Here is a 26,033-nt window from a genome sequence, read left to right as displayed (position 1 = left end):
GGTAATATTGCGATTTAGAATTTATTGACTTTCAAAAACACCGTCAGGAGTTTGGAATGGCCGAAAACAAAGATGCAGACATCGTCCAGGTCGAAACGACCTCCGTCTTTCGCGCTGACCTTTTGAAGGAGATGGAGAACGGCGCTGCTGCAGCCAACGATAACGTCACCAGCACGGAGAATTTGCCGGATGGTGTTGCGTTGCTCGTGGTGAAGCGCGGACCGAACGCTGGTGCAAGGTTCCTGTTGGACCAGGACGCAACCACCGCAGGTCGCCATCCTGAGGCCGACATTTTCCTTGATGACGTCACGGTGTCCCGCCGCCACGCTGAGTTCCGCCGCGATGATGACTCTTTCGAAGTCGTTGACGTGGGATCACTGAACGGCACTTATGTGAACCGAGAGCCAAAGGACTCGCAGGTGCTCTCCTCCGGGGATGAGATTCAGATTGGTAAATTCCGCCTGGTCTTTATCGCCGACGAAAAATAGTATTGTCCGTTTGTCTGCCCCTGCCCATTAGAAGAGATTAATCATCACCGTGAGTGCAATACGTCGAGCTGCTACAGAGCAAATGGGAGCCACCGTCGCCCCGTCAGGGACAAAGACCATGTCTATTGGTGTTGTCCTGAAACAGTTGCGGGAAGAGTTCCCCGATGTGACTGTGTCGAAGATTCGCTTTCTTGAGTCCGAAGGCCTGATCACTCCACAGCGCACTGCGTCCGGATACCGGCGCTTTACAAGTGATGATGTCGAGCGACTTCGCTACATCTTGGTTACCCAGCGAGACAATTACCTTCCATTAAAGGTGATCCGCGAGCAGCTCGAGGCCATGGATTCCGGTCAGGTCACCGCGATCATGAGCGCGAGCGAAGCTGATCCACTAGTTTCTCCAGATAGCTTCCGCGCACCAACTTCGACGCACTTGAGCGACCGAGACGTTGCCGAGCAGGCTCAAGCAGACCAAGAACTTGTCGACGAGTTTGTGCGTGATGGATTGATCGTTCCTGATGTGGCTGGTCATTTCACCGCCGACGACGTCCGCGTGGTTACTGCAGCCATGGCTCTAGCGGAATTCGGTTTGGATTCTCGCCACCTCAAGACGCTGCGGACTATGGCTCGTCGCCAGGCTGATCTCATCTCTCAAGTAACGGAACCCGTTGCGAAGTCCGGTAAGGAAAATTCAGCACAGCAGGCGGAAGAACTTGGACAGCAGCTTTCTGCCCTGGTCGTATCACTGCATGCTTCGCTGCTCAAGAATGAGCTGCGAAATTCCGGGCGCTGAGATGCGGTCGCTGAATTTGCTCGGGGTCTACCCGGTCGGCCCGGAACACTTTCTGTGCGCGTTGCTGCACACACCAGAGCAGAATCTATTCCTGCCAATTTGGCTTTCGCCATTTTCTGGAGGCAAACTGGCCGCGCTCATTGATGAGGTAGGCCCCCTGAACCCGAGTATTTACGAAACGTATTTGGAAACGTTAAAGGATCTCGGCGCTCAAGTGCAGGCCGTGCGCATTGCGAGCTATTACGAAGGCGTGTTTCATGCCGAGGTGTTGCTGAGTACTGGCAGCAAAGTAGACACGAGCATGTCCGACGCGCTGCTTTTGGCTTGGACAGGGGATATTGCTCTCGAGGTTGACCCTCAGGTTTTGCGGCAAGCCGGCATACGGATTTCCGCGGCAGATGCGAAAGGTATCTTTGACCTTGATCTTCCCGTTGTCGAAGGGGACGCTGAAGACGGAAGTGTTTCCGCAAGCGGTGACCCAGAAGCAGACCGCAATTTTGAGCAGCTGATGAAGAGCCTTGGCGCGGATGATCTTTTTACTTCCGATGATGAAGATGGAGACGGGGCTGCCAACTAAACCTCCCTCAATGTAAAGTAAAGGTTGAGACTTCGGCGTGTCGGCCCGAGCTGATAGAGTCAAATGCCTAAGCTATCGGTACAAATACTGTTAGCCGAGACAATAGAAAACGGGAGTATGGAAAATGAGCGATCTGCAACAAGAGCTTGAACTTTCCGCAGTGGAAGGGCCTGTTCAGGAAACGCTGTTTGATATCGGGCCTTCTGACGAAGTGGGGTACCGAGTTCCGATTGCATGCCAGGTAGCAGGCATCACGTACCGCCAGCTCGATTACTGGGCGCGCACTGACTTGGTGAAGCCTTCAATCCGTGGCGCAAAGGGCTCCGGCTCCCAGCGTCTCTACTCCTTCAAGGACATTCTGGTTTTGAAGATCGTGAAAGGTCTCTTGGATACCGGGATCTCACTGCAAAACATTCGCCTGGCCGTGGATAAGCTCCGTAACCGGGGTGTGAATGACATCGCCGAGATCACGTTGGTCTCTGATGGCGCAACGGTGTACGAGTGCCGCAGCAACGAGGAGGTCATTGACCTTCTCGGCGGCGGCCAGGGTGTCTTTGGTATCGCGGTCCCGCAGATTATGAAGGATCTGACTGGCACAATTGCTGACTTCCCAGCAGAAACCATCAATCCCGAACTCAATGATCCTCAGCCTGCCGGGTTCGATGAACTCGCAGATCGTCGCCGTCGTAAGTCTTCCTAGAGAGTTCTGAAAGGCTGCAGCCCCGCCGTTTACTCCCCGGCGGGGCTGCAGCCTTTCGTACTGCTGTGGGTCTAGCGCAAGTGGTTAGTCCACAACGGCGGTCAGAGCGGCACTGACCTGCTCAGCGGATGGAGCCTCTTTCACCACGGATGCGACATCTGTCACAGCCGTATCTGCAGGGCTATCGCCTACACGAACGACGTCAAGCTTGATTCGCTCACCGAGCCGGTCCTGCAGTGCTGCTGCCGCCTGTGGTGAACCATCATCATCGGCGGTGCCGGTGGTAATCAACACGATGCGAATATCGCGATCGAGCTCACGCATGGCATCGGCGGCAGCGAAGAGCGCTTCCCGAGTCTGCGGAGCACCGCCGGTGCCAAGCAAGCTGGCGGTGTATGCGACGTCCTCGGCATCACTGGTCATAGCAATGTTGCTGCGCCAACCCTTCGTTACACCAGGGTTCAGTGGGGAAGAGTAGTTCCAAAGCGCTACTTGATGGCCAGATTCGGTGACACGGTATGCAGCATCGCGTATCGCGGTGTCGACTGCTGGCTTGAAAGGCTGCATCGCATCTGACGTATCGTACAGGAATAACGTGTCCAGAGCTTGCTGTTGGTTCTCGGAACCAACTTCTTTCTGTTCCTTTTCTGTTTCATCGACCGGAATTTCTGCCACCTGGGACCAAACCTGATCAGGGACATCAACCACCTGTGATTTGCTATCAGTTTTCAACGTTGACGCCGCGTACTTCATGAGGTCCTGCCCGGCGCGAGACTTATTCTCATCGACGTTATCAGTACTGTTCAGCGGTATACCGACGTAGTTCAAAACTGCATCTAGCGATGTGAAAACCCGGTCACCGGATGCTTGTTCAATAGCTGCTGCGTATAGACTCTGTTCATCTTGGATTGACTCTATATCTTCCACTGCCTGCTGTTGTAGGACATCTACGGCGCCTGCCTCATCTTTGGCAAGCAATGACGCAACAGCAACAGAGGCATCCGAGCGTTCAGGCAACACAAATCGCACTGACTCCAGCTTAAGTGTCGCTGGATCAGTAGAAGTTTGCCCCTCCACGCCGAGAGGCGCCGCGTAAACAATCTGTGGGTCAGGTACCGCCGCCGAGCGTTTTGCGTTCCTAAGTACGGCGTCTGGGTTCGCGGTTTCCGGAGCGAGAAGGATAGCTGCGTCCTCGACCTTATCGACGAGCTCTGCCTGCACACAGTAGTCCCGCACAACACGGTGCGACTCGTTGTACGCAGCTACGATCGCTTCACCGACCGATCGTTCCGTAGACGCTACTGGCAGTGAGAGTTCTCCAGACACGCACTGTGCTTCAGAAGCATCATCGGACTGTTCTGGCTTCAGCTTCATCATCAAAATGGCACTCAAGATCACAGCGAACGCGACCAGAATGACCAGGATCGCTCCACCGGACAAGCGATAGTTACTCTTGCCATCAGAATGTCGGCCCATGCCAATACCGTCCTTACTTCGTGTACAACCCGTCTAGCGTTGTCACACAGTCTATCGCCCTAGAACTACGTCGAGGAGAGCGACGAGCCGGGAGCGTAATTCTTCTCCACGTGCGCTGAGCGCTCGTTGGCGCTGCACATACATGGCTTTTCCCTCGTTAGTCTCCACAGGAACGATGTCGAAGCCGAGTTCCCGGCAGTCGTACGGGGATGCCTCCATATCGAGGCGACGCGCGTCCTTGGCCAATTCGAAACAGTCAAGGAGAAGCTCGCCAGGGACCAATGGGCCAAGTTTCAAAGCCCACTTAAACAGATCCATGGTGGCGTGCACACAGCCTGGTTGTTCCCTCGATACCTGGTCTTCCCTCCGCAACGCCACAACGTTGAGGGGGCGAGCTGGGGGAGTAAAGAAACGAAACGCGTCGAAGTGGCTGCATCGAAGCTGATGAGATTCAACCACTGAGTTCGTGCCGTCTGCTCCGAGACGAAGCGGAAGATCATGGCGAGGGTGTTCCTCGCGATACAACATTGCCCATTCATGCAAACCGAAGCAGTCAAAGTGCGCCGAACGAGAGGCTGTCGCGCGAAGTAGTTCGTCAATTTCCCGAACGTCTTGTTCACGGTGCGCAAGAAACGACGCGATGTCTGCACACACGTGTCTGCTGTCTACAACTTGGTAGTTGCGCCATGAGGCTTGAGGAAGCGTAGAGGCGTCGAGAAGCACTGTATTTGCGCCAGGATGCCACTTCTTAAGGTGTGTGGGGCGGAAACTGTAGTAGTCGAACAGGAAGTCCCACACCGGGTGCTTCTGTGCGCGACGACGGCGAGCTAGGTGTGGCTCGACGAATCCGGCCGCACGTTCCTCATGCGACGCGATTCGAGCCTCGTATTCGGCTGACTCCAGGAACGTGCGAATCATGAATTCTCGTGGGTCCAGTCTGCGACCGTGCCCACGTACTCCTCAATGACGTCCTCAAGAGCAAGTACGCCAACGAGGCGACCTTGATCGCGGACCTGAGCCATGTGTGCAGAGCGACGGTGCAGCGACGTCAGCGCACTATCCAGCGACTCAGAGCCATCAATCACCATCAATGGGCGGATGCGGCTCACCGGTACCAGTGGATCATCCTCATCGGACTCCATCAGGTCCAAAATGTCCTTCACGTGAATATATCCAACGAGAATGCCGGAAGGCCTAGCAACGGGGAAGCGCGAATATCCGGTTTCACGTACAGCTTGCTCGATTATCGAAAGCGCGACGCCCTCAGGGTAAAAGGGGATGGTTGTCAGACGATCGAGCGGGATCATTACCTCTTTGAGGTTCCTCGACTCAGAGCGCAGCGCCTTTGAAAGGCGAGCTGTTTCCTCAGCGTCAAGAAGACCCTCTTCGCGTGATTCACGAATCATGTTCGCCAGCTGTTTCTGGTCCACAGTGGATGAAAGCTCATCGCGCTGTTCAATACCAAACAGAGCCAGCGTCTTACGCGCTACCCAGTTCAAGAAGCGAATAAACGGCCCCGTGGCCTTCATCCAAAGCGTCATAGCGGGGGTAAGCCAAACAGCAGTTGACTCTGGTCCGGCAATCGCAATGTTCTTCGGCACCATCTCGCCGAACAAAATATGCAAGAAGGAGATGAACGCCAGCGCAATCACGAAGGAAACAGGATGCAGCCACTCACCCGGCAACCCCATCGCGAGAAACGGAACTTCAACATAGTGTGCAACCGCAGGCTCAGCGACCTTACCGAGCACGAGCGACGCGATGGTGATGCCCAGTTGGGCACCTGCGAGGTAAATCGAGAGGTGTTCCGTCGCGTACAGCACGCCAGTAACATTTGTCTTGCCTTGTGCCTGCATTGACTCCAATCGATCGCGCCTGGAGGACACGAGTGCGAACTCGGACGCAACGAAGAACGCGTTGAGCGCCAGCAGGACCAAAATGAGAAGGAATGCTACCCAAATATTCACTGTGCTGACCTCCTCTGAAACTCGATTGCTTCCTCTGGAGAAATCGGACTCAAAATTGCCCTGTCGATCCTGCGATCATCCATTGTGGAAACCCTTGCGAGCCAGTGGCCGGCGCTGCCTGTTTCAAACTGTTCCTGGAAATCAGCTGTACCGGAGGGGAGCACTACTTTGTCGCCAACTGTCGGGATATGTCCAAGTGCTGACATAATCAGTCCTCCAAGAGTTTCGTAAGGCCCCTCGGGTGCAACATAACCGAGCTCCTCCTGCAGTTCATCGAGCCGCACCAAACCAGAAATCTCCCACGACGTTCCGACGTGCAAAAAGTCCCGCTCGGATTCGCGGTCGTCGTACTCGTCGTACACCTCACCGAGGATCTCCTCGACTACGTCCTCAATCGTGACCAGACCTTGCGTTCCGCCGAACTCATCCGCAACCAACACTACCTGTGAGCCCGCGGAGCGAACCCGGTTGAGCACCGCATCGCCGTCAAGCGTCCCGGGGATAAACGGAACTGGCTTGGCCAGCGTTGACAGCTTGGTGGTTGCACGCTGCTTCTTATCTACAGAAAAGGCGTCTTTGATGTGGACCACGCCTATTGTGTCGTCCAAGTCACCGCGACGGACGGGGAAGCGCGAATGGCCTGTCTCACGGGCAAACGCTATCAAATCCGCTACGGTGTCCTCGGCGTCAAGCGCATTAATGGTTGAACGTGGCGTCATCACGGCTTCGGCGGTGGTCTCTCCGAACTGCAGCGATCTGTCGATCACCGCTGCGGTATCTGCGTCAAGGTCTCCAGCCTCCATCGAGTTTCGGACCACCGCACCCAGCTCTTGGCCAGAACGAGCGGAGGCTAGCTCATCTGCTGGCTCAATGCCGAGCTTTCGCACGACCCAGTTCGCCGACGAATTGAGCCACTTAATAAACCAACTGGCGGAGGTGTTGAACGCATTAACCGGAGGCACCACGACCCGGGCAGTCTTCAGCGGATCCGTAATCGCCATGTTCTTTGGAACAAGTTCGCCAAAAACCATCGAGAGCAATGTCGCAATCGCCAATGCAAGGATCAGCGCTACTGTCGTTGAGGCCGCTTCACTCAGACCAACGAGCTCAAGCAGGGGAGTGAAGAACTTGCCCAACACCGGCTCGGCGAGGAAGCCAGCTGCGAGCGTCGTCACGGTAATACCGAGTTGCGCGCCTGACAACACGAACGAAAGGTTCGCGTGGTCTCGAGCGACGGCTTTCGCCGTGCGGTCGCCGACCTCCCGGACGTGCTCATCGATAGTTGAGCGCTCGAGTCCTGTCATTGCAAACTCGATTGCAACGAACAGGCCCGTTGAGGCCGTCAACAAGATGAAGCCCAAAAGAGCAAAGATTGAAATGACTATATCCATCGACTATGACCGAGGCGTCCGACGCCTACCGCTCCTTCCCGTCGACCGTCGTCGTTGAGCATTCGCACTGGGGCGTTTCGAACGCCTGGTTGCGTTGTGGTTCTTTCGCTGATGTGGTGGCTGGCCACCAGGCGGTGGCAGGGGCTTCCCAGACGGCTGCCGAGCTCCGGTGATCTCAACGACCTCAGGTGTAAGCTCCTGCGCCCGGACTTCGGTCGCTCGCACTCCAGCTTTGTTGAGGAGCGAGCGAACCTCCTTACGCTGTTCATCCATGACCAACGTAACAACGTTGCCCTCAGTGCCCGCACGCGCTGTACGCCCCGCGCGGTGCAAGTATGCCTTGTGTTCTGCAGGCGGGTCGATGTGGACAACGAGTGAGACTCCCGAAACGTCGATTCCGCGTGCTGCGATGTCCGTCGCAACTAAGACTGGAGTTGAACCATCAGCGAACCCCTCTAGTGCGCGAGTTCGAGCACCTTGACCTTTGTCACCGTGAATTCCCTGCGCGTGAACACCGGCGCGACGAAGCTTCTTCACCTGCCTGTCCACACCATGCTTCGTGCGCATAAACATGATCGTCTTGCCTTCGCGTGCGGCGATTTCCAGCACTCGAGCATTGCGCGACTCGCGGCTGCCACACAACAGGACGAAGTGTTTCATGGTCTTTACAGCTGACTTCGCTGGAGCTGTGGAGTGCGTAACCGGATTATGCATGTACCTGTCAACGATTCTCTGTACATCGCCATCGAGCGTTGCAGAAAACAGTAACTTCTGGGAATCCTTTGGCGCTCGGTCGACAAGCTTGATGACCTGAGGCATGAAGCCCATGTCGGCCATCTGGTCGGCTTCATCAAGCGTGACGATCTCCAGAGCCCGAAAATCGAGGACGCCACGCTGCAATAGATCCTCTGCACGGCCCGGTGTCGCCACCAAGAGGTCGACTGGTGCCGCCAAAGCGCGGATCTGCGTATTGATATTGACGCCACCAACTACATCTAGCACGCGAAGGCCTTGTGCGCTCGCGGGGCTGTTCAATCGCTGTTGAATCTGGCTTGCCAATTCACGCGTCGGTGCGAGCACAAGTCCACGGGGCCGTCCAGGCTGACTTGGCGCACCACTAAGACGCGCCAACATCGGCAAACCAAACGTAAAAGTCTTGCCGGAGCCGGTCGGACCACGCCCAAGCACGTCTCTGCCTGCTAGGGCATCAGGAATAGCCGCTTCCTGAATTGGAAACGGCCGAGTAATTCCTTCTGCGTTGAGCGCGCGCACCAGGGGGTGGGGAAGGCCGAGATCGGCAAAACTTTTCATTGCAAACACCCTAGTGCCTTTTTGCGGTCAGGTGCTATCGCCACGCTTAGTAACGAAGCTCCTTGCGGTCGCCAGACCACGCGATATGGAACGTGCCGTCCATATCGACGCGCTTGTAGGTGTGCGCACCGAAGAAATCACGTTGTCCCTGAATCAGCGCCGCAGGCAAGCGGTCTGCACGCAAGGAATCGTAGTAGGAGAGCGAGGACGCGAATACCGGAACCGGAAGCCCGAGCTGCGTAGCCGTTATGACGACGCGACGCCACGCATCAATGACGCCGCCCTCCAGCTCATTGCGGAAGTAAGGGTCGAGCAACAGTGATGGCAGCTCAGGGTTTTTCTCATACGCCTCGGTGATGCGGTCGAGGAACTTCGCGCGGATAATGCAGCCACCACGCCAAATCTTCGCCAGCTCACCAGGCTTCAGACCCCAGTCGTACTCCTCGGAACCCGTAGCAATTTCATCAAAGCCTTGCGCGTACGCAACGAGCTTTGAGGCGTACAGAGCACGCCGGACATCCTCGACGAACTGCGCCTTGTCCAGACCAAGGTCAGCGAACGAAGCTTCTACGCCACTAGGGAGGTTGGCCTCCAAGGCCGCGGTGCGTTGCGCAGTAGAAGAAGAAAGCGCACGAGCAAACACTGCTTCGCCGATGCCAGTGACTGGGACGCCCAAGTCTAGGGCCTCCTTCACAGTCCAGCGACCCGTGCCCTTCTGGCCAGCCGCGTCCACAACGACGTCGACAAACGGTTTGCCTGTTTGCTCATCGACTTGCTTCAGTACCTCAGCGGTGATCTCGATCAGGTAGGAATCCAGGTCACCCTCATTCCACTCGGAGAAGATTTCAGCGATCTCCGCCGGCTCCAACCCAGCTGCGTAGCGAAGCAAATGGTATGCCTCGCCGATGACCTGCATATCGGCGTACTCGATGCCGTTATGCACCATCTTGACGAAGTGTCCGGCACCATTTGGGCCAATGTGGGTCACGCACGGAACGCCATCGACTTTCGCGGCAATATCCTCAAGGAGTGGGCCAAGCGCCTCCCATGACTCGACAGGACCACCAGGCATGATCGAAGGACCAAGCAGTGCACCTTCCTCGCCGCCAGAGATACCTGCGCCGACGAAGTGGCGCCCCTTTTCAGCGACTTCTTTCTCACGGCGGATCGTATCGGTGAACAACGAGTTACCGCCATCGATGATGATATCGCCCTCATCCATCGCTTCGACGAGCTGATTGATCACTGCATCCGTAGCCTTGCCAGCCTGGACCATGATGACAGCACGGCGTGGACGCTCCAGCGAGGCAACAAAGTCCTCAATCGTTTCAGATGGGATAAACGAGCCCTCATCCCCGTGCTCGGCCATTACGGCGCGAGTCTTCTCAGGGGACCGGTTGTAGATAGCAACCGTATGTCCGTTGCGGGCGAAATTACGTGCTAGGTTCGAACCCATCACCGCCATACCGACAACGCCGATCTGGGCGAGATGAGTCTGGGACTGATTCGTATCATGCTCGGTGGTAGTCATGCAGACAATACTACGCTGCTGAGAGGAAAGAACGGAATGAGTTTTCTATTCGAAAAAGTTGATCGCGAGCTCAACGAGGAAGAATTGCGGACTCTCAACGAATACAACAACGGTTACGCCAACACGATCGGAATGGTGATCACGGCGTGTAGCCCAGAGTGCGTAACTGCACATATAGACGTCGGACCCCAGCATCTTCAGCCTGCCGGGATCGTCAACGGGGGAGTCTATGCCGGTCTCGCAGAGACGGTAGGTTCCGTTGCAGCGATGGCGACAGCTGGCAGACCTGCTGTCGGCATGAACAACAACACCGACCTCCTACGAAGCGTCCGTGACGGGCGAATCGAAGCATCCGCGCGCCCAGTTCATGTCGGGCGGCGAACCCACCTCTGGCGCATCGAAATGCATCACGAAGGCAAGTTAGTGGCCCTGACGAATCTGAAGCTCCTCGTACCCTAAAGCCAGCGGTTCTTCCTGAACCACCAATACATCAGTGCCATGGTCAGGATCATTACGCCGAGCACCACCGGGTAGGAGTACTTCCAAGCCAATTCCGGCATATTCTCGAAATTCATGCCATAAACACCGGCAATCATGGTCGGGGCCGCAGCCATACCAACTACTGCAGATATCGTACGCATATCGGAGTTCTGTTGCATCGAAACCTTCGCAACCGAGGCGTCAAGCAGGGAGGAAAGGCGTTCATCGAAGCCTGAGAGGTGGTCACTCACGATCGTCGCGTTGTCCTGCACGTCACGGAAGTAAGATCTGAGCGCTTTCCGCATCAGATCACGGTTGTTGGTCAACCCATCTTTAACGCCGGTGCAAGTGGATCGATCGCGTGGCGCATCTCCAAGATCTCACGTTTGTAGTTGTAAATCTTGTCAATGTTAATGTCTCGCCGAGGCGTAAACACTTCGTTTTCCAGCTCATCGACGTCGCGGCTCAGGTTGTCTGCGACCTTCAAATAGTTATCGACGATGTAGTCGGACACCACCCATGCGACGGCACTTGGGCCAAGCACCGCAAGCTCCTCCTCGCTCTCTAGTTTGCCAGTCAAATCAGGCAGTGGTGCGCCGTGCCGGATTGTGATCGCAAAGTTCGGACCGGTCACAATTTGGACTTCACCAGTGGAAATGATTTCACGGGCATCCGCAACCTCCTCATCGTCGCGGTAATACACCGAGCGCACGACCATGAACAGCTGCTCATCGTAGCGCTCAACCTTTGGCCTCTGGTGGGCATCGACTACGTCGTCAACGATCAGATCGTCAATGTCGAAAAACGACGAGATCTTGGTCATCTGCTCATCTGTCGGACCTTTCAACGAGACCCACACAAACGCGTTATCGTGCTCCCGTGCGACCTGCAGTGCCTGTGGAATCCGATAGTTGCCAGGGACGCGCTTGCCGTCGACAAATACTTTGCAAAAGTCGATCGAGCGTTCCAGAGGGACCTTCACCGGTATGCGCGATGGTTGAAGCGTGCTTTTCGACGACTTCCTCGACAACGGGATCCTTGGTGGCATAGTGGCCCCCTTTACTACCTGCGTCGCGCCAATCAAGGGCGAGGGATATAACAACGCTCGAGATACTACGCCCTTCGAGAACGGAACACGAACGCGCCTCTCCAACCGTATACAAAGGGGAGAGGCGCGTCAGCAGAGTCATTTAGTTCTCTGCGTTTTCGGAGCTCGCGTGGCGTTGGCCGGGTGTCGTCGGAAGGTTGTATCGCTTCGAGCTCAAAGCGTTGTAAACCCACGTCAACGCTGTGACAGTGCGGTTGCGCAGTCCAGTGAGGAATGAGACGTGGACGTAGAGCCACATCAACCAACCCAAGAATCCAGCGATTTCGACCTTGCCCATCTTCACGACAGCGTTAAAGCGAGTGACGATAGCCATCGATCCCTTGTCAAAGTAGGAGAATGGCTCGCGCTGTTCCGGCGTAATCTCGTCTTCAACCTGTGCCTTCAAGATCTTTCCGACATATTCACCGGACTGGATTGCAACCTGGGCGACGCCTGGCAAGCGGTCGCGGCTCATCATGTCGCCCACGATGAATACATTCGACAGTTCGCCAACGGACAGGTCGGCGTTCACCGGCACCTTGCCGTTACGTTCAGCCTCTACACCAGCTTGCTCGGCGACCTGCTTGCCCAGCGGGGAAGCCTGGACACCAGCAGACCAAATCTTCGTTGGAGTGTAGACAGTGGTCTCTTCGTCGGTCTTGGTGTTCTTGTACGTGACGCTCTCAGCGTCGACGTTAGTCACAATGGCATTTAAGATGACAGTAACGCCTGCCTTCTCCAACTCGCGCTGCGCCTTCCGGCCAAGACGCTTTCCAAATGGTGGCAGAACCTGTGGCATGCCGTCGATAAGAAGGATCTTGGTCTGATCTGGTGAGAACGAGTACTGGCCTCCAGCAAATGCGCGGTGCGCCAACTCGGCGATCTGTCCAGCGAGCTCAACACCAGTTGGACCGGCGCCGACGAGCACAAAAGTGAGCAGCCGTTCGCGTTCTTCAGCGGAAGTAGCTAGCTCAGCTTTCTCGAAGGCATCAAGAATGCGCGCGCGCACCTCGAGCGCGTCATCGGCTGTTTTCAAACCAGGTGCGAACTCCGCAAAGTGATCGTTGCCGAAGTAGGACTGGCCTGCACCCGCTGCGAGGATCAATGAGTCGTAGGCATACTGTGACGACGCACCATCATCGGAAGCAGTGACGATCTGATTCGCGGTATCGATCTCGTCAACATTGCCGCGCACAACGCGAACGTTGTCCTGGCTTGCCAAAATCTGGCGAACCGAAGAGGCAATTTCGCCGACAGACAGAAGACCGGTCGCTACCTGATAGAGCAGAGGGGCGAAGATGAAGTGGTTTGTGCGGTTAATAATCGTAATGTCTACGTCTGCATCCGCGAGTGCATGAGCAGCGTTAATGCCACCAAACCCCGCACCTACGATCACGACGTGATGGCGGTTTCCAGCGGGGCGGTATGGTGTCTGAGTCATAAAAGTGTCGCTCCTTGGGAAAGCTGTTTGAATTTTCTTCCCTTTATAGTACGCCCATAATGTTAGAACGGTATGGTTTTGGAGATGAAGCGTCGAAAACTCCGCTGAAAGTTTGACCAAGTAAGGTGGGGAAGCGTGCCGATTCCTGAACCAGTACCAACGCATTTACACACTGTTGACGCCACAAAGTGGCCACGGCTAGTGCAGCCGTTGGATGGGTTTGCTCTGAAAACTCGCGCCAGGCTTGCAGAGGCCGAGTTTGCTCGAGCCTGTGACGCCACGGGTGTAACGCTTTCTGGTGACGACGCCGACATTCTCGTGAACCATGAGCGGCTTTTTGAACGAATCGCGGCTGCTGGCTGGACAGGCCTGGCAGAGGGGTACATGGCAGGCGAGTGGTCAGTGACCTCATCGGATGTACTTGTTGAAGTCATTGCGAAGCTGCTGGGGCAGGGCTACGTACCCCGCCGTACATCGTGGAAGCCACGGCCGGAAACTGTTGGAGCGATGCTGCCGAGTTCTCTCGTACAGCACTTTTCGGGCGATCGTGTGAGTGCTTTCCAGGGTCATTTCGCTACAGGTGTCGCAACTACCGAGCGCAAACTGACCAAGTCCTACCCGGAGCAGCGTGCCAAACAGCGTGGCGCGAAGCGCCGCTATATCGATGTGACCACCTACGAAGCACCGCTCGATGCGGATCGAGCCGACTTGGGCGATATACAGGCGCGGAGCGCTCAGCAGTTGCTGGACCTAGTCGGTGCAGGGCGCGGTACGAGAATGCTCGAGTATCCGAACTCGGGAGGTGCTGTGGCTCTGGCCGCGATAGGGCGCGGAGTGGTGGTTGATACTCTCGCAATTAGCCATGACAGTGCCGCTCATCTTCGGGAATACCTCATTCTTAATGGCGCTGCGAACGATGTGCGCGTTGCCGTGGGCAAACTTGGTGACGCTCAATGGGCCCAGCAGCATGGGCCGTATGATGCAATCGTTTCATTTAGTCAGCTTGAATCATGTCCGAAACGCGATAAAGTGCAGTACCTTCGCGCGATGGATCGCATGCTACTTCCAGGCGGGCGTATCGGTGTGCAATCGGTGATGGCACGTCGCGTGCAATCAAAATCCGTGAACCGAGCGTGTCGGAGTGCGCTTCAGGTGCTTGGTGCGTATGTATGGCCAGGTATGGAGTATCAATATGAAGTCGATTTTCTGAAGCTAGTTGAACAGCAAACGCATCTCCAAGCGATCAGTATTAGCCGTGCGCCGGAACATCTTCGGTTGTCGATTCGTTTGCAGCGTCAAATGTTTGAAGGGCGGCTCCGTGAAGCTGCGGCCGATGGCTATGACGAAGTATTTCGCCGACTATGGCTCTGGCAGTTTGCGGTTCGCGAAGCAGTTGCATCAGTAGGGGGCTTGGATCTGGCACAGGCGGTATTGGTACGGAAGCACCGGGGTGGGCGCCGATAAGAAGCAAGGGTCAAGTTCCTTAGTTGACATAATGTACATTATCGGACATTTATACAACTTTGCATATAGATAGCGAAGCCCGCCCAATAACGTAACGTGACGTAATTGGGCGGGTAATTCTGACAGTCTACTTGGTCATATTGAGGCGAATATTGAGTAGCCCGCTCTCGGCAATCTTCGCTGCGACAAATTCAGGCGTCTCAACGCCGTAGTCAGCTCTATCAAACGGTACATCGCCCGCGACGATGAGATGGCTGCCAGACAGGGCTACGTCAAAAGGTGCTGTGACGCGATTCGTCTCGCCATGGATGGTCAAGTCTCCGACCACGTTCACGGTTCCAGCGGAACCGTCTGATGGAACCTTGGATAGATCAATCGGCTCGGTGATCGTGAAGCTTGACGTCGGGTATTGATCCGTGTGAAGAATCTTCCGGCGTACGTTGTTGTCTCGAACATCGCTGTCTGTAGTCAAATTCGTCATGTCGACTACGATTTCGCCAGACTGCAGTACACCCGACTCAATATGTACCTCGCCTTCAACACCTGTCGTCGATCCTGAGGTCGTCTTTGCTTCACCAGGAAGAACTTCATCGAACGTGAACCCAACGGACGTCGAGTTGACGCCAGGACGCTTTTGGATCTTCCAAACGCCGTTGATGTCAGTGTCCGCCGGTTTAAGTCGGTCTGTATCAATTCCTTCTGTCTTGACTCCACCGCCACCAAACATGTTGAGCAGCAATGGGATTATCGCGATTAGGACCGCGAGCACCGCAATTCCCGCAACAATGACCATCAAGAGCTTCTTCTTGCGGTCGCTGGGAGCTTGCACTTCCTTCATGGGTACTTACCTCAACTTCTCAACTGTTCGCGCTAATTCAATTAATTCGTCACACATGTTACGTAATTCATCCGGGTTTGCACCTTCATCCACAGCTGTCCGGATATCTTCCGCTGTGCAACGCAAGACGAAAAGGTTGTCGCGGAGCATAGACACAGTTTCCGGTTTAAGGATGGCTGCCCCTTCATCAATCGCAGTGCCGGCTACAAAGTTACGCTGTTCATACGCGCGCTGCTTGCATGACTGGCTGCAATATTTTCGGCGGCGTCCTCTTCCCTGCTGCCGCGCCATTTCTTTGCCACACCACTGACACGTAGGCGATTCGCTCTTCGCGTACACATCATTTTCTGGCATACGGGTCAGCCTAATACACACCTTGAACGGAATGCATGTCCGGTTCGATACTACGGGAACAAAATCTAAAAGGTGAACGTTATAATAGGGCGACTGCATTTAAATGTGTTTAGAAGGGACAATTGAGTATGGCTGATCGTGTTCTTCGCGGAAGTCGAATGGGCGCTGTGAGCTACGAGACGGACCGAGACCATGATCTCGCGCCTCGGCAGCAAGCGCGATACCGCACTCCGAACGGCGAGATTTTCGAAGTGCCGTTCGCAGATGATGCAGAGATTCCAGAGGAATGGATGTGCAAGAACGGCCAGCTCGGCACCCTTATGGAAGGCGAAGGCGTCGAGTCGAAGCCGACGAAGCCACCCCGTACTCACTGGGATATGCTTCGCGAACGCCGTACTATCGAAGAGCTCGACGTGCTGCTTGAAGAGCGCCTTGAACAGCTGCGGAAACGTCGTCGCGCTGCTGCGCGCTTGGCGAAAGAACAAGCAGCAGAAAACAAGAAGTAAGAGCTAGTTATAGCCCGAAGGCGAGAGGCCACATATTCTGTAGCTTCTCGCCTTTCGTCTAACTGTCAACGCGAAGTTACTTACGCTTCGAAGCGATGAATTCCTTGGCAACCTCTACGACGTTGCCCGCGAGCTGAGGCAGGTCGTTCGCCTTGCTCAGCAGCTCGTTTGCTTTAGAGCGCTTGGCCTCGTAGCTGAGCATTCGGAATCCCTCTTTCGCCATCTCCCGTGCGGTGCCAAACTTTTCGGTGGCACCCCACTTGGTGACTTCCCAGAGAGAAGTTGTCGCGAAGCTTGCGTCTAGCTTAGATTCGCCCAACGTGCGGTCCTCGAATGTAATCGGTACTTCGCGAACGTCGAAACCGGCAAGCTCGGCCTTGTGCGCCATATCGACCTGGAAAATATAGCCCTTGTTGGACAACTCCTGGAGATCGATGGTCTCGAGGACTTCGCGTCGAAAAGCGCGGTAACCTGCGGTCATGTCGCGAACATCGCCACCCAGCGCAAGGGAAACATAGGCGTTTCCCAGCTTGGAAAGCAAGTAGCGCTGCTTGGGCCAATTTTTAACTTCCCCGCCGTCCACATACCGCGAACCGATTACGACGTCTGCGCCGCTTTCGATCTCCTCCAACAAGCAGTGAAGCTCCTCAGGTGCATGCGAGCCATCGGCGTCCATCTGGCAGATAACCTCATAGTCACGCTCGAGTCCCCAGTTGAAACCGTCGCGGTACGCGGCGAGTAGCCCTTCCTTGCCAGCACGGTGCAAGACGTGCAGGCGATCATTCGCTTCTGCCAGTTCGTCGGCCTTCTGCCCCGTTCCGTCAGGAGAATTGTCGTCGACAATAAGGATGTCTACATCATCGTTTGCATCGAAAACCCGGCCAACAATGAGGGGAAGATTCTCAATCTCGTTGTACGTCGGGATGATCACTAATGTCGAATTCGCCACGGTGGCTGCTCCTTTTCCAGCAACGTTTCTCGCCGTTGTTCAAATGTTGTCTAGCATACTCCCTGGGTCGGCGGACTGCTGCACCGAGTATGAGCATGAACCCAAGCCAAACGAACGCAGCCTCGAGGTAGTCCCCAAAACGCACAGCAAATGTCCGCGTTGTATGTAGTGGCAGGCGTTCAATCAGGTGGTTAGCTTCAAATATAGAAGTTTCTTGGCTCACCGTTCCATCAGGGTGCACGATTGCTGACACCCCTGAAGTAGCTGCAACAACCACTGCCCTATCCGTTTCAATGGCACGCAGCCTGCTCATCGCCAGCTGCTGATAGGTCATATCGCTAAACCCGAAAGTCGCGTTGTTCGTCGGGGTAGCGAGAATTTGCGCACCATTATTAATTGCCATCCGGTACGCCGGGTCTTCTGCCACTTCATAGCATGTGGCAACCCCAACAGGGATGCCTCCCATGTGGACGACACCTGGGCCATTGCCGGGCTTGAAATCGCTGGCGAGGTCCACGAGGTCCGTGATTTTCCGGAAGAAGTCGCGCATTGGCATGTACTCGCCAAACGGCTGCAAAAAGCGTTTATGATGAGTCTCGCCTGGCCCTGTTTCCGGGTCAAACACGACCATCGTGTTGCGCGCACCGACCTCGTCGCGCGTCAGCGTCCCCACCAGCACCGGTGCCCCTACTGCGCTCACAGCGCGTTCGATTGACGACGCCGCCAAAGGATCTTGAAACGGGTTCACGTCCGACGAGTTCTCCGGCCAAATAACGAGGTCAAGCTTTTCACCTTGTTTTTGGGCATCATTCGCTGCGCGAACAGTTTCATCGACGTGATTTTGTAACACGGCTCTGCGCTGAGCGTTGAAGTCAAGCCCGAGGCGCGGCACATTGCCTTGAATCGCTGCGACCAGTACGGAGTTGCCCTGTGCCGTCTGAGCCTCTGTCCCCTCGCCATCGAAACTCGGGCTGATAAGTCCTCCGAGCCCGATCGGGAGCGCGAAACCTAACGCAGCTACCCTGCGGGTTCTCCCACGCGTGATGAGAAACGTCACGAGGCTTACACCAGCGAGACAGGCGGCGAGAGAAACTAGCGCTGGACCACCAATTGAAGATAGCCACACCAGAGGCCCATTGACCTGCCCCCATGCCAGCCGGACCCAGGAAAATCCGCCGAATGGAAGCGACGAGCGGAGGAACTCCACCGCGATATACACAAATGGAAAAGCAAGGAACCCATACTGGCAACGGGCAATGCGGACGCCAGCCGCGCCAGTGATAAGCGCTGAGAGCGCCAGCGTGATAGCGAGCGCCACGTAGGGCATCGCGCCGACGAATGCTCCGATCCAGGGCAGGAGGATCAAGTAGCACGTGGCGGCATGGGCAAACCCGAGCAAGCAGCCAAATGTTGCACTTGGCGATGGCTTCGCTGCTGTAGCAAAACGTTGCCACGGCATCAGAGCGAGGTAGAACGCACCAACGCCGAGTACTGCGAGGAACCAGTACCCGAACGGCTCATAGGAGAACGCAACCGCAACGCCGGAAAGTACCGCGAGGACAAGTCGGAGTGACGCATTCACGACCGTGGTCCCTCTTCCCCACCTTCTGATCGGCGTTTGTGCTCTTCGTAGAGCCAGTCTTCAATTTCATCCGTGTCAATGACGGGGTGCTCATCGTCGCTGGCCCCACGCTCAGGAGTTGGCCGCGTGAACGAGCCGTAGGAAGCAGAGTTTCGGGACATCGGCGTCGATTCGTACATCCTGATTCCAACATTTTCCACGCGTTGCCGCAGAGAGCGTGAAAGGTGGTTTCGGAGTATCGAGCGAGTAGGGCTGAAGACCAAGAAGAACCCCAGGATTGAAGAAACGAAGCCCGGGATAATGCAAAAAGCCCAGCCAACCATGAGAAGCGCAGAGTCGCCTGCTAGCTTCCCTACAGATGTTTTGCCACGTGCCGCCTTTGCGAGTTCGCCGCGGAGCGTGAGCGTCGCCAGTGCACCGCCTAGCACCATCAGCGCGAAGATTGCCAGCAAAGCCCAGCCAACGCCGATTGACTTCGCGACAAGGAAAAACGCCAGCGCTTCTACGAGGAAATACGTCAAAATGTAGATTGGCATGCCGACCATCTTAGCCGGACTACACGGTTACTTGCCTGAGGATTCTAGCTGGCTTAATAGCCACAGGACGTCCTTTCGGAGGTGCTGGAAGTATGGGGCGAAGTGGTTGATGCCAGTTCTTCCCGGAAGCTTGGGAAGTTTTCGCATTTGAACGGGTCTATCCCACTTCTCCCCTAGTTCGGCGACCACTTGCCACGGGACGATGTCGTCGTACTTACTGCCCCACAGTCTGAGTGGGATATCGAGTGGTGTACGAGTACCTAATGCTTGATCGTCGAGCGCTGCGGCTGTTTTCGGAAGATCCTCGAGGAGCGTAGACATTGGGATACCTGCTGCCGTCCAGTGTACGGTGCTTGCCCAAGCATGTCGGAGGACCGCGCCCACTGCACAGATGTTCGCATCAAGGATGACAGCGGACATACCAACGGGGCTGAGGTGGGGCATCAGCTCTTCCGTGATCTCTGGGTCGGATGCTAGAAGGGCGGCGACTGCGTAAAGAATCATGATGGACGGAAGCGTCCCATCGATGCGGTCGAGCATCGCAAGCAGATCTGCAGGTGGTGCTCCGACGACTGCGGCGCGCAGATGTAGTTCCGGCGCGTACTCGGGTTGCTCTAACCATGAAGCTGCGGCTCCCCCGCCCTGAGAAAAACCCCAGAGACCAAGCTTTTCGACGCTGCAGCCTAGGCCTACGCTGGCGCGAACTGCATCGGCGAGTGCGTGGGCTGCTGCGCGGTGGAAGCAATAGAGCTGCACATTGTCTTCGGGATCTCGTGGGTAGTCCGTCAACACGACATTCGCTCCCGCGGCGAGCAACATGTTGATCGCAGGCTGCTCGTAGGCAGCGATAAGGTCCAGTGGTTTACGTCGAAGTCGAAGTCCCACAGTGCAGGAGTAAGAAGGGTCACATGCCGGGGCAACGCCTTGGGTGGACGGGGCGAACGCGACGGTTGGACGCTGTCCATTGCCGTGCCAGGGACGCTTGCTGAGGAACACCGCGCCGGTAGCAGACATCACGCGTTCCCGCTCGTCGGTCGTGGTGTATTCAATTCTGAATGCGTTGGCACGATTGAGCCTGTACTGCAGCCCTATAGGACGAATCGGCGTTGCTTGCAGCAGTGTGCCAGGACGAGCGCCGACTGCCCAAGTTGCTTTGCCGTACTCCGCATCTGTGAGCGGATGTGAATGCGTGAGGTCAACGCTAAGCGGCAGCAGTGTGCGAAGAGTTAAGCCGAACTCCATGTACGTGCTTTCCTAGATCCTCGGAGTGTCTCGCGGGTGGGGCTGCAAGGTCTTTGGCCTGGTGTTCAGCGCGTGTGCACCGTCTGCCTGGAGATGCACTATGTCCTCGATACGCATTCCCCAGCTGCCTGGTTTGTAAATTCCTGGTTCGATGGAAAAGACCATTCCTTCATCTAGGACGAGATCATTGCCGGTGACCAGGAACGGCGGTTCGTGGCCAGCCAACCCAATGCCGTGCCCGATTCGGTGCGTAAACCACTCGCCGTACCCGTGCTCGGAGATAATGTTCCTCGCAACCGCGTCGAGCTCTTCTGCTCGCATTCCAGGCCGAGCGGCGTCGCAAGCTGCCTGTTGCGCTTGCAAAAGCACTTCGTAGGCATCGAGCTGCTCTTGGCTACCCGGTGCTCCTTCGACAAGATACGTTCGCGTGCAGTCGGAGTGGTAGCCGCTCGCGATCGTCCCTCCGATATCGACGACGACGATGTCCCCTGCTTCAATGATTCGATCGGAGAAGTCGTGATGAGGGTTTGCGCCGTTGGGGCCAGAACCGACGATGATGAAGTCTACTGCGGTGTGCTCCTCCAGGATCGCCGTGTGCAGTGCGTCGGCCACAGCGCGCTCGGTAATACCTGGGGTAAGTAGCGAGGGAACGAGGGCATGAACGCGGTCGATTGCTTCGGCGGCCTGAGCCAATTGCGCAATCTCGTCATCATCCTTGACCATAAACAGACTAGACAATGCGTCCTGCGCAAGACAGGTCTTGAATGGGTATCGCTGCAAAGCCAGCACGTGATCCGCGGTGAGCGTGCTGCCCAGGCCAATGATCGGAGGCGTTGCGCTGTCGGCAGGCGATGCGATGAGTTTATAAACAATTTCATAGGGGTCTTCGCCATCGCGCCACCCAATGGGGATGAGCGCCGGGTCGTCTGAGGGGAAGGAGCCAGCGTCGGTGCTGGGGAGGACAACGGTAGCGTTTCCTTCATCGGTGAGCACGATAGCGGAGAGCCTCTCGTGCGTATCGATTTGTGTACCGGTCAGGTATTCAAATTCCGGGCCAGGGCCGATGATCACGGCGCGCAGGTGATTTGCCGCAAGAAATTTGCAGGCTGCTGCGCGTCGACGTTCAAATGTGTCGCTACCGAAGAAAGTCATATGCCCATCGTAGGCGTACCAGTACTCACACTAGCTCCCGATTGCCACTACACCGCGTCGAATAGTTTCTATCGCGCGGTTCGCATTGTTGCGAATCTCATCGCTGTAGCCGACCTTCTTCACCTGTTCTAGCAGGTCGATCACCTGCCGGCACCATCGGACAAAGTCGCCCGCGGTCAGTTCCGCGCCAGATTCTGCCGCGGCTGCAAGCGCGTACCCAAGCGGTGCGCCGGCGGTCCATTGGTGCAACGCGAGTGAGAAATGTGGGTCTGGCATTCTGGTGAGTGGAAGATTGTGGCGCTGTTCATCGGAAACGAGTTCGCCGTACACACGCATCGTTTCATTCATTGCGTGGGCCATTGGCTCTGTAGCGGCCTCCGGGGAGCCTCCCGTGGTACGGCGGTTCTCAAACACGACTATCGAGACGACACCGGCGAGCTCTGCGGGGTCCAACTCGTCCCAGATCCCGCGTTTTAGGCACTGCGCAACGAGGAGGTCCGAAACATTGTGCAGCTTTGCTAAACGCTCGCCCTCATCAGTTACTTGGAATTCGCCTTCCACGAGCTCCACGTAGTCGAGTTCTTGCAGTAGCCCGATCAGGCGCTCGAATGTTCTGCCAAGTGTGTCGGTGGCGTTGTCTACTTGCCTGCTCAGCCGGTCAAGTGCGCGCTGCTCACGGGCAAGCTTCTCGCCTACTCGGGCCAGCATTTCGCGGTCCGTGGCCGGCCATGAGTGGACGGGGTGCGCATGAAGTTGCTCGCGAAGTTTGGTGACGGATTTTGGAGTTCGATACCGGGCCTTCTCACGCAGTCGCTTTGGTGCATGCACCGGAGCGTGGCGGAGCTGGCTTGCGATCTTTTTCGCAAATTTGCGTGGTTGGTCCCGCGTATGCCGTGGAACTTTCATTCGCCCTACGACGAGTGGAGTGTTCTTGAAAAAATCAGCGTTGATGCGGCTCGACCAGCCACGCTCGGTGGTGACCCAGGGGCGCGGATCGTCGTGTCTGCCGGCGGGCTGAACCACCACCGCGAGCTCCGGTTGACGTTTACCAGGAAGCGCGATGATCTCGCCGACTTCCAGTCGGGCCAGCACGCGGGCGACCTCGGTGTGCCGGTTGTCGAGCGCGTCTCTCCGTGCTTTCTTCTCCTCCACGCTGAGAGCATGTCGGATGTCCAAGTACTCCAACAGGTCCTCAATCGCGTGATCTGATGGTGGCGCGTACGAAGAGATATCGCGGGATAATTGGGCGCGAAGTCGAGCAACTTTGCCTTCCAACCGCTCTAGGTCCCTCACCTCGCCAACCACGGATCGGTCGGTTTGGAACTGAGCAAATGACTGCTCGATAAGTCGAATGGAGTCGTCGAAACCATTCATGGCAAGCATGTTGATAGCCATGTTGTAGCCGGGAGCAAACGGTGAAATGAGTGGATACGTTCTTGTCGACGCCAATCCAGCTACATACTGCGGGTCCATCGCTGGCGCCCACTGCACAACAGCGTTGCCGAGCACATCGATCCCTCGCCGACCGGCGCGCCCCGTGAGCTGGGTGTACTGCCCTGGCGTGAGGTCTACGTGGCCCTCGCCGTTGAACTTGACTAACTTCTCCAGCACGACGGTTCGGGCCGGCATGTTGATGCCCAGGGCCAGCGTTTCGGTCGCAAAGACCACCCGGACGAGCCCTTCCACAAATAACTGCTCGACGATGTGCTTGAACGCGGGTAATAGCCCTGCGTGGTGCGATGCGAACCCCCTCAGCCACGCGCTGCGAAGCTGCCGGTAGTTCAGTACTTTGAGATCCTCTTCCGGGATGCCTTCAACACCCGCGTCGATGATCTCGGCGGCACGTGCACGTTCCTCTTCTGTCGTGAGTTCCTTCCGCGAACGGAGGCATTGGTAGAGAGCGCCATCGCATCCCGCTCGAGAGAAGATGAACACAATTGCCGGAAGCATCTCTAGCCCATCGAGCACCTCGACAACTTCCGGCCGCCCAACCGGACGGTAGCGGTCTTGTTGGCGTGTCCTCCCATGGCGACGTCCACTCGAGCGGGCACGGAACCCGCGACCTTCATGAAAGTCATCCGCGCCTTCTTCCATCGTTCGAGACTCGATACGAGCGATCTGATGTGCCAAAGCCCTGTTAAGTTCGGGCTCGGAGGATGGGTTGGCAGGCTCGAACAATGGAAGGACCTTCTTGCCAACCATCATGTACTGACTCAACGGAACCGGACGGTCTTCGGAAACAATCACGGTCGTATCGCCACGAACAGTGTTGAGCCATTCACCGAACTCTTCCGAGTTCGACACAGTCGCCGAAAGCCCAACGATCTGGACGGAGTCGTCCAAGTTGAGAATGATCTCCTCCCAAACAGGTCCACGTTCCGGATCTGCGAGGAAGTGGATTTCATCCATTACCACGTGGGTTAGTCGGTCCAGGCGAGGTGCTTCCGCGTACACCATGTTTCGGAGCACCTCTGTCGTCATCACGACGATGTCCGCCGAACCGTTGATGCTCACGTCGCCTGTCAGCAGTCCAACGGATTCTTCGCCGTATGCCGCGACGAAGTCGTGGTACTTCTGATTGCTCAGCGCCTTAATTGGTGTGGTGTAAAAGCACTTTGTGCCTCGCGAGAGCGCCAGCGCAACGGCGAACTCACCGACTACGGTTTTCCCGGATCCCGTTGGGGCGCAGACGAGCACGCCCCGATCGTCTTCGAGTGCCTGGCAAGCTTCAATTTGGAATGGGTCGAGCGGAAAATCCTTCGAGGCTTGAAACTGTGCGAGAAACGAGTCAGAGGAAGCGGACATGCCCCTACAGTACGTCGTTGAAGGGATCCTCGGTAAACGTGTGCACGGGCTTTGGCTTCTCTACGGCCGCTACGTTACCAATCGGTGCTGCCTTTTCGATGGGCGAAGCTGCGTCGATAGGTCCTGAGGACTCGTCGTCGTCGAGGTCGAGCCAGTCCGGTCTGTTCCTGGCGTGGCGCTTGTCATTGATCCTGCAGAACTGGAATGCGCACTCGACGAGGAGTGTGATGGAGAGCGCCAGCGCGACCATCGAGAACGGGTCCTGGCCGGGTGTCATAAACGCCGCAAAGATAAAGATCCCAACGATGATGATCCGGCGCTTATCCTTTACCTGTTCATAACGAATGATGCCCGCGACGTTGAGCATCACGATGATGAGGGGGACTTCGAAGCTCACACCAAAGACGACGATGAGCCCGAGCAAAAAGTTATAGTAGCTTCCACCAGACAGTGCGCCAATCTGCACCTCGCTGCCCATCGTCATCAGGAAGTACAGTCCTTTGTCCAAAACAAAGTACGCAAGCATCGCCCCGGCCACGAAGAGCAGTACCGCAAGCGTCACAAACGTGAATGTGTACTGTTTTTCATTCTTGTGGAGCCCCGGCGTGATGAATCGCCAAATTTGGGTCAGCCACACTGGTGATGCCATGACGAGCCCAGCGAGCGCGCCTACCTTCAGCCGCAGCATGAACATTTCGAAGGGGCCCGTCGCTAAGAGACGACAATTGCCATCACCTGTGAAGTCTGCTCGAAGCTCAGTCGGGAGGTTGCAGTACGGACCTCGAATGATTTCGCCGAGTGGGTACCAGTGAAAAGGCGCAGACTGATACCAAATGAATCCCACAACGGTGCCGACGCACACTGCGACGAGCGAGACGATGACGCGGCGTCGTAGCTCTTTCAGGTGTTCAACGAGCGTCATCTCGCCGGTAGCATTCTTTGGCTTCCGACGAAATCGACGACCTGCCTTTTGTGCAGGCGGAACTTGCTGTTGCCCCACTGAACTACGACCTCCAAGAATTCCTTAACAACAAACGCTACTGGCGGTGCTGGTTCTCAGGCGCGTCCCAAAAGCTTTGCTGAGCGTTAGGGCCTGTTTGCTGCTGTGGATTCGATGGAGGAGCGATTTCTTTAGGTTCCTGGCTCTGCGCAGGCTGCTGCGGAGCAGCTTGCGTCTCGTCGTCGTTGCGCAGCTCCTTGACTTCAGACTTGAAGATACGGGCGGAGCGACCCATCGAACGTGCCAAGTCGGGAAGCTTGTTTGCCCCGAACAATAACAGCACGATGGCCAAAATAATGAGGATTTCCATCCAACCTAAATTCGGCATTGGATTCCTTTCACACTGCTTGGGTAGAGTCCTCC

General features: G+C 56.2%; 24 protein-coding genes and 1 pseudogene. 7 read left to right on the top strand and 18 right to left on the bottom strand.

Annotated elements, in window-relative coordinates:
• Positions 1–56: 56 nt before the first annotated feature.
• From odhI to KBX13_RS01930, 4 genes are all read left to right on the top strand, one after another.
• Entirely contained in the window at positions 57–488 is a 432-nt protein-coding gene (gene odhI / locus KBX13_RS01945) for an oxoglutarate dehydrogenase inhibitor Odhl (protein ID WP_256020427.1), read from the top strand.
• 49 nt (positions 489–537) lie between these two features.
• A complete protein-coding gene (locus KBX13_RS01940; protein ID WP_083290782.1) occupies positions 538–1,281 on the top strand; it encodes a MerR family transcriptional regulator in 744 nt (247 codons plus the stop codon).
• 1 nt (position 1,282) lies between these two features.
• On the top strand, positions 1,283–1,858 hold the full coding sequence (locus tag KBX13_RS01935) for a bifunctional nuclease domain-containing protein (protein WP_256000171.1): 576 nt from the start codon (positions 1,283–1,285) through the stop codon (positions 1,856–1,858).
• Between the two features lie 124 nt (positions 1,859–1,982).
• Entirely contained in the window at positions 1,983–2,558 is a 576-nt protein-coding gene (locus KBX13_RS01930; protein WP_070362489.1) for a MerR family transcriptional regulator, read from the top strand.
• An 84-nt stretch (positions 2,559–2,642) separates the two neighbouring features.
• Here the strand turns inward: KBX13_RS01930 and KBX13_RS01925 are convergent, their stop codons facing one another.
• Genes KBX13_RS01925 through gndA form a run of 6 tightly spaced genes read right to left on the bottom strand, consistent with a single transcriptional unit; the run spans position 2,643 to position 10,234 of the window.
• Positions 2,643–4,034, bottom strand: a complete 1,392-nt coding sequence (locus KBX13_RS01925) for a hypothetical protein (protein WP_256000172.1) — start codon at positions 4,032–4,034, stop codon at positions 2,643–2,645.
• Positions 4,035–4,085: 51 nt separating this feature from the next.
• Positions 4,086–4,952 carry a 3-methyladenine DNA glycosylase gene (locus tag KBX13_RS01920; RefSeq protein ID WP_071572637.1) on the bottom strand — a complete coding sequence of 289 codons (867 nt, stop codon included), beginning with the start codon at positions 4,950–4,952 and terminating at the stop codon, positions 4,086–4,088.
• A complete protein-coding gene (locus tag KBX13_RS01915) occupies positions 4,949–6,001 on the bottom strand; it encodes a hemolysin family protein (RefSeq protein ID WP_070477152.1) in 1,053 nt (350 codons plus the stop codon). Before KBX13_RS01915 ends, KBX13_RS01920 begins: the two co-directional genes overlap by 4 nt.
• Positions 5,998–7,392, bottom strand: coding sequence for a hemolysin family protein (locus tag KBX13_RS01910; RefSeq protein WP_256008184.1), 1,395 nt, complete (start codon positions 7,390–7,392; stop codon positions 5,998–6,000). Before KBX13_RS01910 ends, KBX13_RS01915 begins: the two co-directional genes overlap by 4 nt.
• Before the next feature lie 3 nt (positions 7,393–7,395).
• Complete coding sequence (locus KBX13_RS01905; protein ID WP_070477214.1) at positions 7,396–8,703, bottom strand: DEAD/DEAH box helicase; 1,308 nt, start codon at positions 8,701–8,703, stop codon at positions 7,396–7,398.
• 46 nt (positions 8,704–8,749) lie between these two features.
• Positions 8,750–10,234, bottom strand: coding sequence for an NADP-dependent phosphogluconate dehydrogenase (gene gndA / locus KBX13_RS01900; protein WP_256000174.1), 1,485 nt, complete (start codon positions 10,232–10,234; stop codon positions 8,750–8,752).
• A 36-nt stretch (positions 10,235–10,270) separates the two neighbouring features.
• On the opposite strand from gndA, the gene KBX13_RS01895 reads away from it, so the two are divergent.
• On the top strand, positions 10,271–10,693 hold the full coding sequence (locus tag KBX13_RS01895; protein WP_070362482.1) for a PaaI family thioesterase: 423 nt from the start codon (positions 10,271–10,273) through the stop codon (positions 10,691–10,693).
• Here the strand turns inward: KBX13_RS01895 and KBX13_RS01890 are convergent.
• Together KBX13_RS01890 and KBX13_RS01885 are read right to left on the bottom strand one after the other, a co-directional pair.
• A pseudogene (locus KBX13_RS01890) lies at positions 10,690–11,762 on the bottom strand (magnesium and cobalt transport protein CorA). The gene KBX13_RS01895 and the pseudogene KBX13_RS01890 sit on opposite strands and share 4 nt — an antisense overlap.
• 142 nt (positions 11,763–11,904) lie before the next feature.
• On the bottom strand, positions 11,905–13,242 hold the full coding sequence (locus KBX13_RS01885; RefSeq protein ID WP_256000175.1) for an NAD(P)/FAD-dependent oxidoreductase: 1,338 nt from the start codon (positions 13,240–13,242) through the stop codon (positions 11,905–11,907).
• 135 nt (positions 13,243–13,377) lie between these two features.
• On the opposite strand from KBX13_RS01885, the gene KBX13_RS01880 reads away from it, so the two are divergent.
• Complete coding sequence (locus KBX13_RS01880; RefSeq protein ID WP_256020425.1) at positions 13,378–14,706, top strand: class I SAM-dependent methyltransferase; 1,329 nt, start codon at positions 13,378–13,380, stop codon at positions 14,704–14,706.
• Positions 14,707–14,833: 127 nt separating this feature from the next.
• Here the strand turns inward: KBX13_RS01880 and KBX13_RS01875 are convergent, their stop codons facing one another.
• Positions 14,834–15,544 carry a YceI family protein gene (locus KBX13_RS01875; protein ID WP_070362479.1) on the bottom strand — a complete coding sequence of 237 codons (711 nt, stop codon included), beginning with the start codon at positions 15,542–15,544 and terminating at the stop codon, positions 14,834–14,836.
• Positions 15,545–15,550: 6 nt separating this feature from the next.
• Positions 15,551–15,898, bottom strand: a complete 348-nt coding sequence (locus KBX13_RS01870; protein ID WP_256000177.1) for a hypothetical protein — start codon at positions 15,896–15,898, stop codon at positions 15,551–15,553.
• 128 nt (positions 15,899–16,026) lie between these two features.
• Here KBX13_RS01870 and KBX13_RS01865 point away from each other — a divergent pair, with 128 nt between their 5' ends.
• Positions 16,027–16,404, top strand: coding sequence for an RNA polymerase-binding protein RbpA (locus KBX13_RS01865; RefSeq protein ID WP_070477143.1), 378 nt, complete (start codon positions 16,027–16,029; stop codon positions 16,402–16,404).
• A gap of 76 nt (positions 16,405–16,480) precedes the next feature.
• Here KBX13_RS01865 and KBX13_RS01860 read toward each other — a convergent pair whose 3' ends face one another.
• The 8 genes from KBX13_RS01860 to tatA form a co-directional block, all read right to left on the bottom strand.
• A complete protein-coding gene (locus KBX13_RS01860; protein WP_256000178.1) occupies positions 16,481–17,353 on the bottom strand; it encodes a polyprenol monophosphomannose synthase in 873 nt (290 codons plus the stop codon).
• A complete protein-coding gene (gene lnt / locus KBX13_RS01855; protein WP_256000179.1) occupies positions 17,307–18,935 on the bottom strand; it encodes an apolipoprotein N-acyltransferase in 1,629 nt (542 codons plus the stop codon). Before lnt ends, KBX13_RS01860 begins: the two co-directional genes overlap by 47 nt.
• Positions 18,932–19,471 carry an FxsA family protein gene (locus KBX13_RS01850; RefSeq protein ID WP_070363522.1) on the bottom strand — a complete coding sequence of 180 codons (540 nt, stop codon included), beginning with the start codon at positions 19,469–19,471 and terminating at the stop codon, positions 18,932–18,934. The genes lnt and KBX13_RS01850 overlap by 4 nt, the downstream gene beginning before the upstream one ends.
• A gap of 27 nt (positions 19,472–19,498) precedes the next feature.
• A complete protein-coding gene (locus tag KBX13_RS01845) occupies positions 19,499–20,713 on the bottom strand; it encodes a lipase family protein (RefSeq protein WP_256000180.1) in 1,215 nt (404 codons plus the stop codon).
• Positions 20,714–20,725: 12 nt separating this feature from the next.
• Positions 20,726–21,865 (bottom strand): Xaa-Pro peptidase family protein, encoded by a 1,140-nt coding sequence (locus tag KBX13_RS01840; protein ID WP_256000181.1) that lies wholly within the window; start codon positions 21,863–21,865, stop codon positions 20,726–20,728.
• A gap of 30 nt (positions 21,866–21,895) precedes the next feature.
• Positions 21,896–24,670 (bottom strand): RNA helicase, encoded by a 2,775-nt coding sequence (locus tag KBX13_RS01835; RefSeq protein ID WP_256000182.1) that lies wholly within the window; start codon positions 24,668–24,670, stop codon positions 21,896–21,898.
• Between the two features lie 4 nt (positions 24,671–24,674).
• Positions 24,675–25,592: a twin-arginine translocase subunit TatC gene (gene tatC, locus KBX13_RS01830; RefSeq protein ID WP_070362473.1), complete on the bottom strand. Its 918-nt coding sequence runs from the start codon at positions 25,590–25,592 to the stop codon at positions 24,675–24,677.
• Between the two features lie 115 nt (positions 25,593–25,707).
• On the bottom strand, positions 25,708–25,998 hold the full coding sequence (gene tatA / locus KBX13_RS01825; protein ID WP_070477134.1) for a Sec-independent protein translocase subunit TatA: 291 nt from the start codon (positions 25,996–25,998) through the stop codon (positions 25,708–25,710).
• Between the last annotated feature and the right edge of the window lie 35 nt (positions 25,999–26,033).

It is taken from the genome of Corynebacterium sp. CCUG 51687 (genome assembly GCF_024453995.1).
GTDB lineage: Bacteria > Actinomycetota > Actinomycetes > Mycobacteriales > Mycobacteriaceae > Corynebacterium > Corynebacterium pseudogenitalium.
The sequence above is the reverse complement of the archived record's forward strand: the minus strand, read 5'-3'. Positions and strand labels throughout refer to the sequence as shown.

What these genes read in the sequence shown, in the direction of transcription:
- odhI (WP_256020427.1), top strand. Translation starts at nt 57, where the DNA reads ATGGCCGAAAACAAAGATGCAGACATCGTCCAGGTCGAAACGACCTCC.
- KBX13_RS01935 (WP_256000171.1), top strand. Translation starts at nt 1,283, where the DNA reads ATGCGGTCGCTGAATTTGCTCGGGGTCTACCCGGTCGGCCCGGAACAC.
- KBX13_RS01930 (WP_070362489.1), top strand. Translation starts at nt 1,983, where the DNA reads ATGAGCGATCTGCAACAAGAGCTTGAACTTTCCGCAGTGGAAGGGCCT.
- KBX13_RS01925 (WP_256000172.1), bottom strand. Translation starts at nt 4,034, where the DNA reads ATGGGCCGACATTCTGATGGCAAGAGTAACTATCGCTTGTCCGGTGGA.
- KBX13_RS01920 (WP_071572637.1), bottom strand. Translation starts at nt 4,952, where the DNA reads ATGATTCGCACGTTCCTGGAGTCAGCCGAATACGAGGCTCGAATCGCG.
- KBX13_RS01910 (WP_256008184.1), bottom strand. Translation starts at nt 7,392, where the DNA reads ATGGATATAGTCATTTCAATCTTTGCTCTTTTGGGCTTCATCTTGTTG.
- KBX13_RS01905 (WP_070477214.1), bottom strand. Translation starts at nt 8,703, where the DNA reads ATGAAAAGTTTTGCCGATCTCGGCCTTCCCCACCCCCTGGTGCGCGCG.
- gndA (WP_256000174.1), bottom strand. Translation starts at nt 10,234, where the DNA reads ATGACTACCACCGAGCATGATACGAATCAGTCCCAGACTCATCTCGCC.
- KBX13_RS01895 (WP_070362482.1), top strand. Translation starts at nt 10,271, where the DNA reads ATGAGTTTTCTATTCGAAAAAGTTGATCGCGAGCTCAACGAGGAAGAA.
- KBX13_RS01885 (WP_256000175.1), bottom strand. Translation starts at nt 13,242, where the DNA reads ATGACTCAGACACCATACCGCCCCGCTGGAAACCGCCATCACGTCGTG.
- KBX13_RS01875 (WP_070362479.1), bottom strand. Translation starts at nt 15,544, where the DNA reads ATGAAGGAAGTGCAAGCTCCCAGCGACCGCAAGAAGAAGCTCTTGATG.
- KBX13_RS01870 (WP_256000177.1), bottom strand. Translation starts at nt 15,898, where the DNA reads ATGCCAGAAAATGATGTGTACGCGAAGAGCGAATCGCCTACGTGTCAG.
- KBX13_RS01865 (WP_070477143.1), top strand. Translation starts at nt 16,027, where the DNA reads ATGGCTGATCGTGTTCTTCGCGGAAGTCGAATGGGCGCTGTGAGCTAC.
- KBX13_RS01850 (WP_070363522.1), bottom strand. Translation starts at nt 19,471, where the DNA reads ATGCCAATCTACATTTTGACGTATTTCCTCGTAGAAGCGCTGGCGTTT.
- KBX13_RS01845 (WP_256000180.1), bottom strand. Translation starts at nt 20,713, where the DNA reads ATGGAGTTCGGCTTAACTCTTCGCACACTGCTGCCGCTTAGCGTTGAC.
- KBX13_RS01840 (WP_256000181.1), bottom strand. Translation starts at nt 21,865, where the DNA reads ATGACTTTCTTCGGTAGCGACACATTTGAACGTCGACGCGCAGCAGCC.
- KBX13_RS01835 (WP_256000182.1), bottom strand. Translation starts at nt 24,670, where the DNA reads ATGTCCGCTTCCTCTGACTCGTTTCTCGCACAGTTTCAAGCCTCGAAG.
- tatC (WP_070362473.1), bottom strand. Translation starts at nt 25,592, where the DNA reads ATGACGCTCGTTGAACACCTGAAAGAGCTACGACGCCGCGTCATCGTC.
- tatA (WP_070477134.1), bottom strand. Translation starts at nt 25,998, where the DNA reads ATGCCGAATTTAGGTTGGATGGAAATCCTCATTATTTTGGCCATCGTG.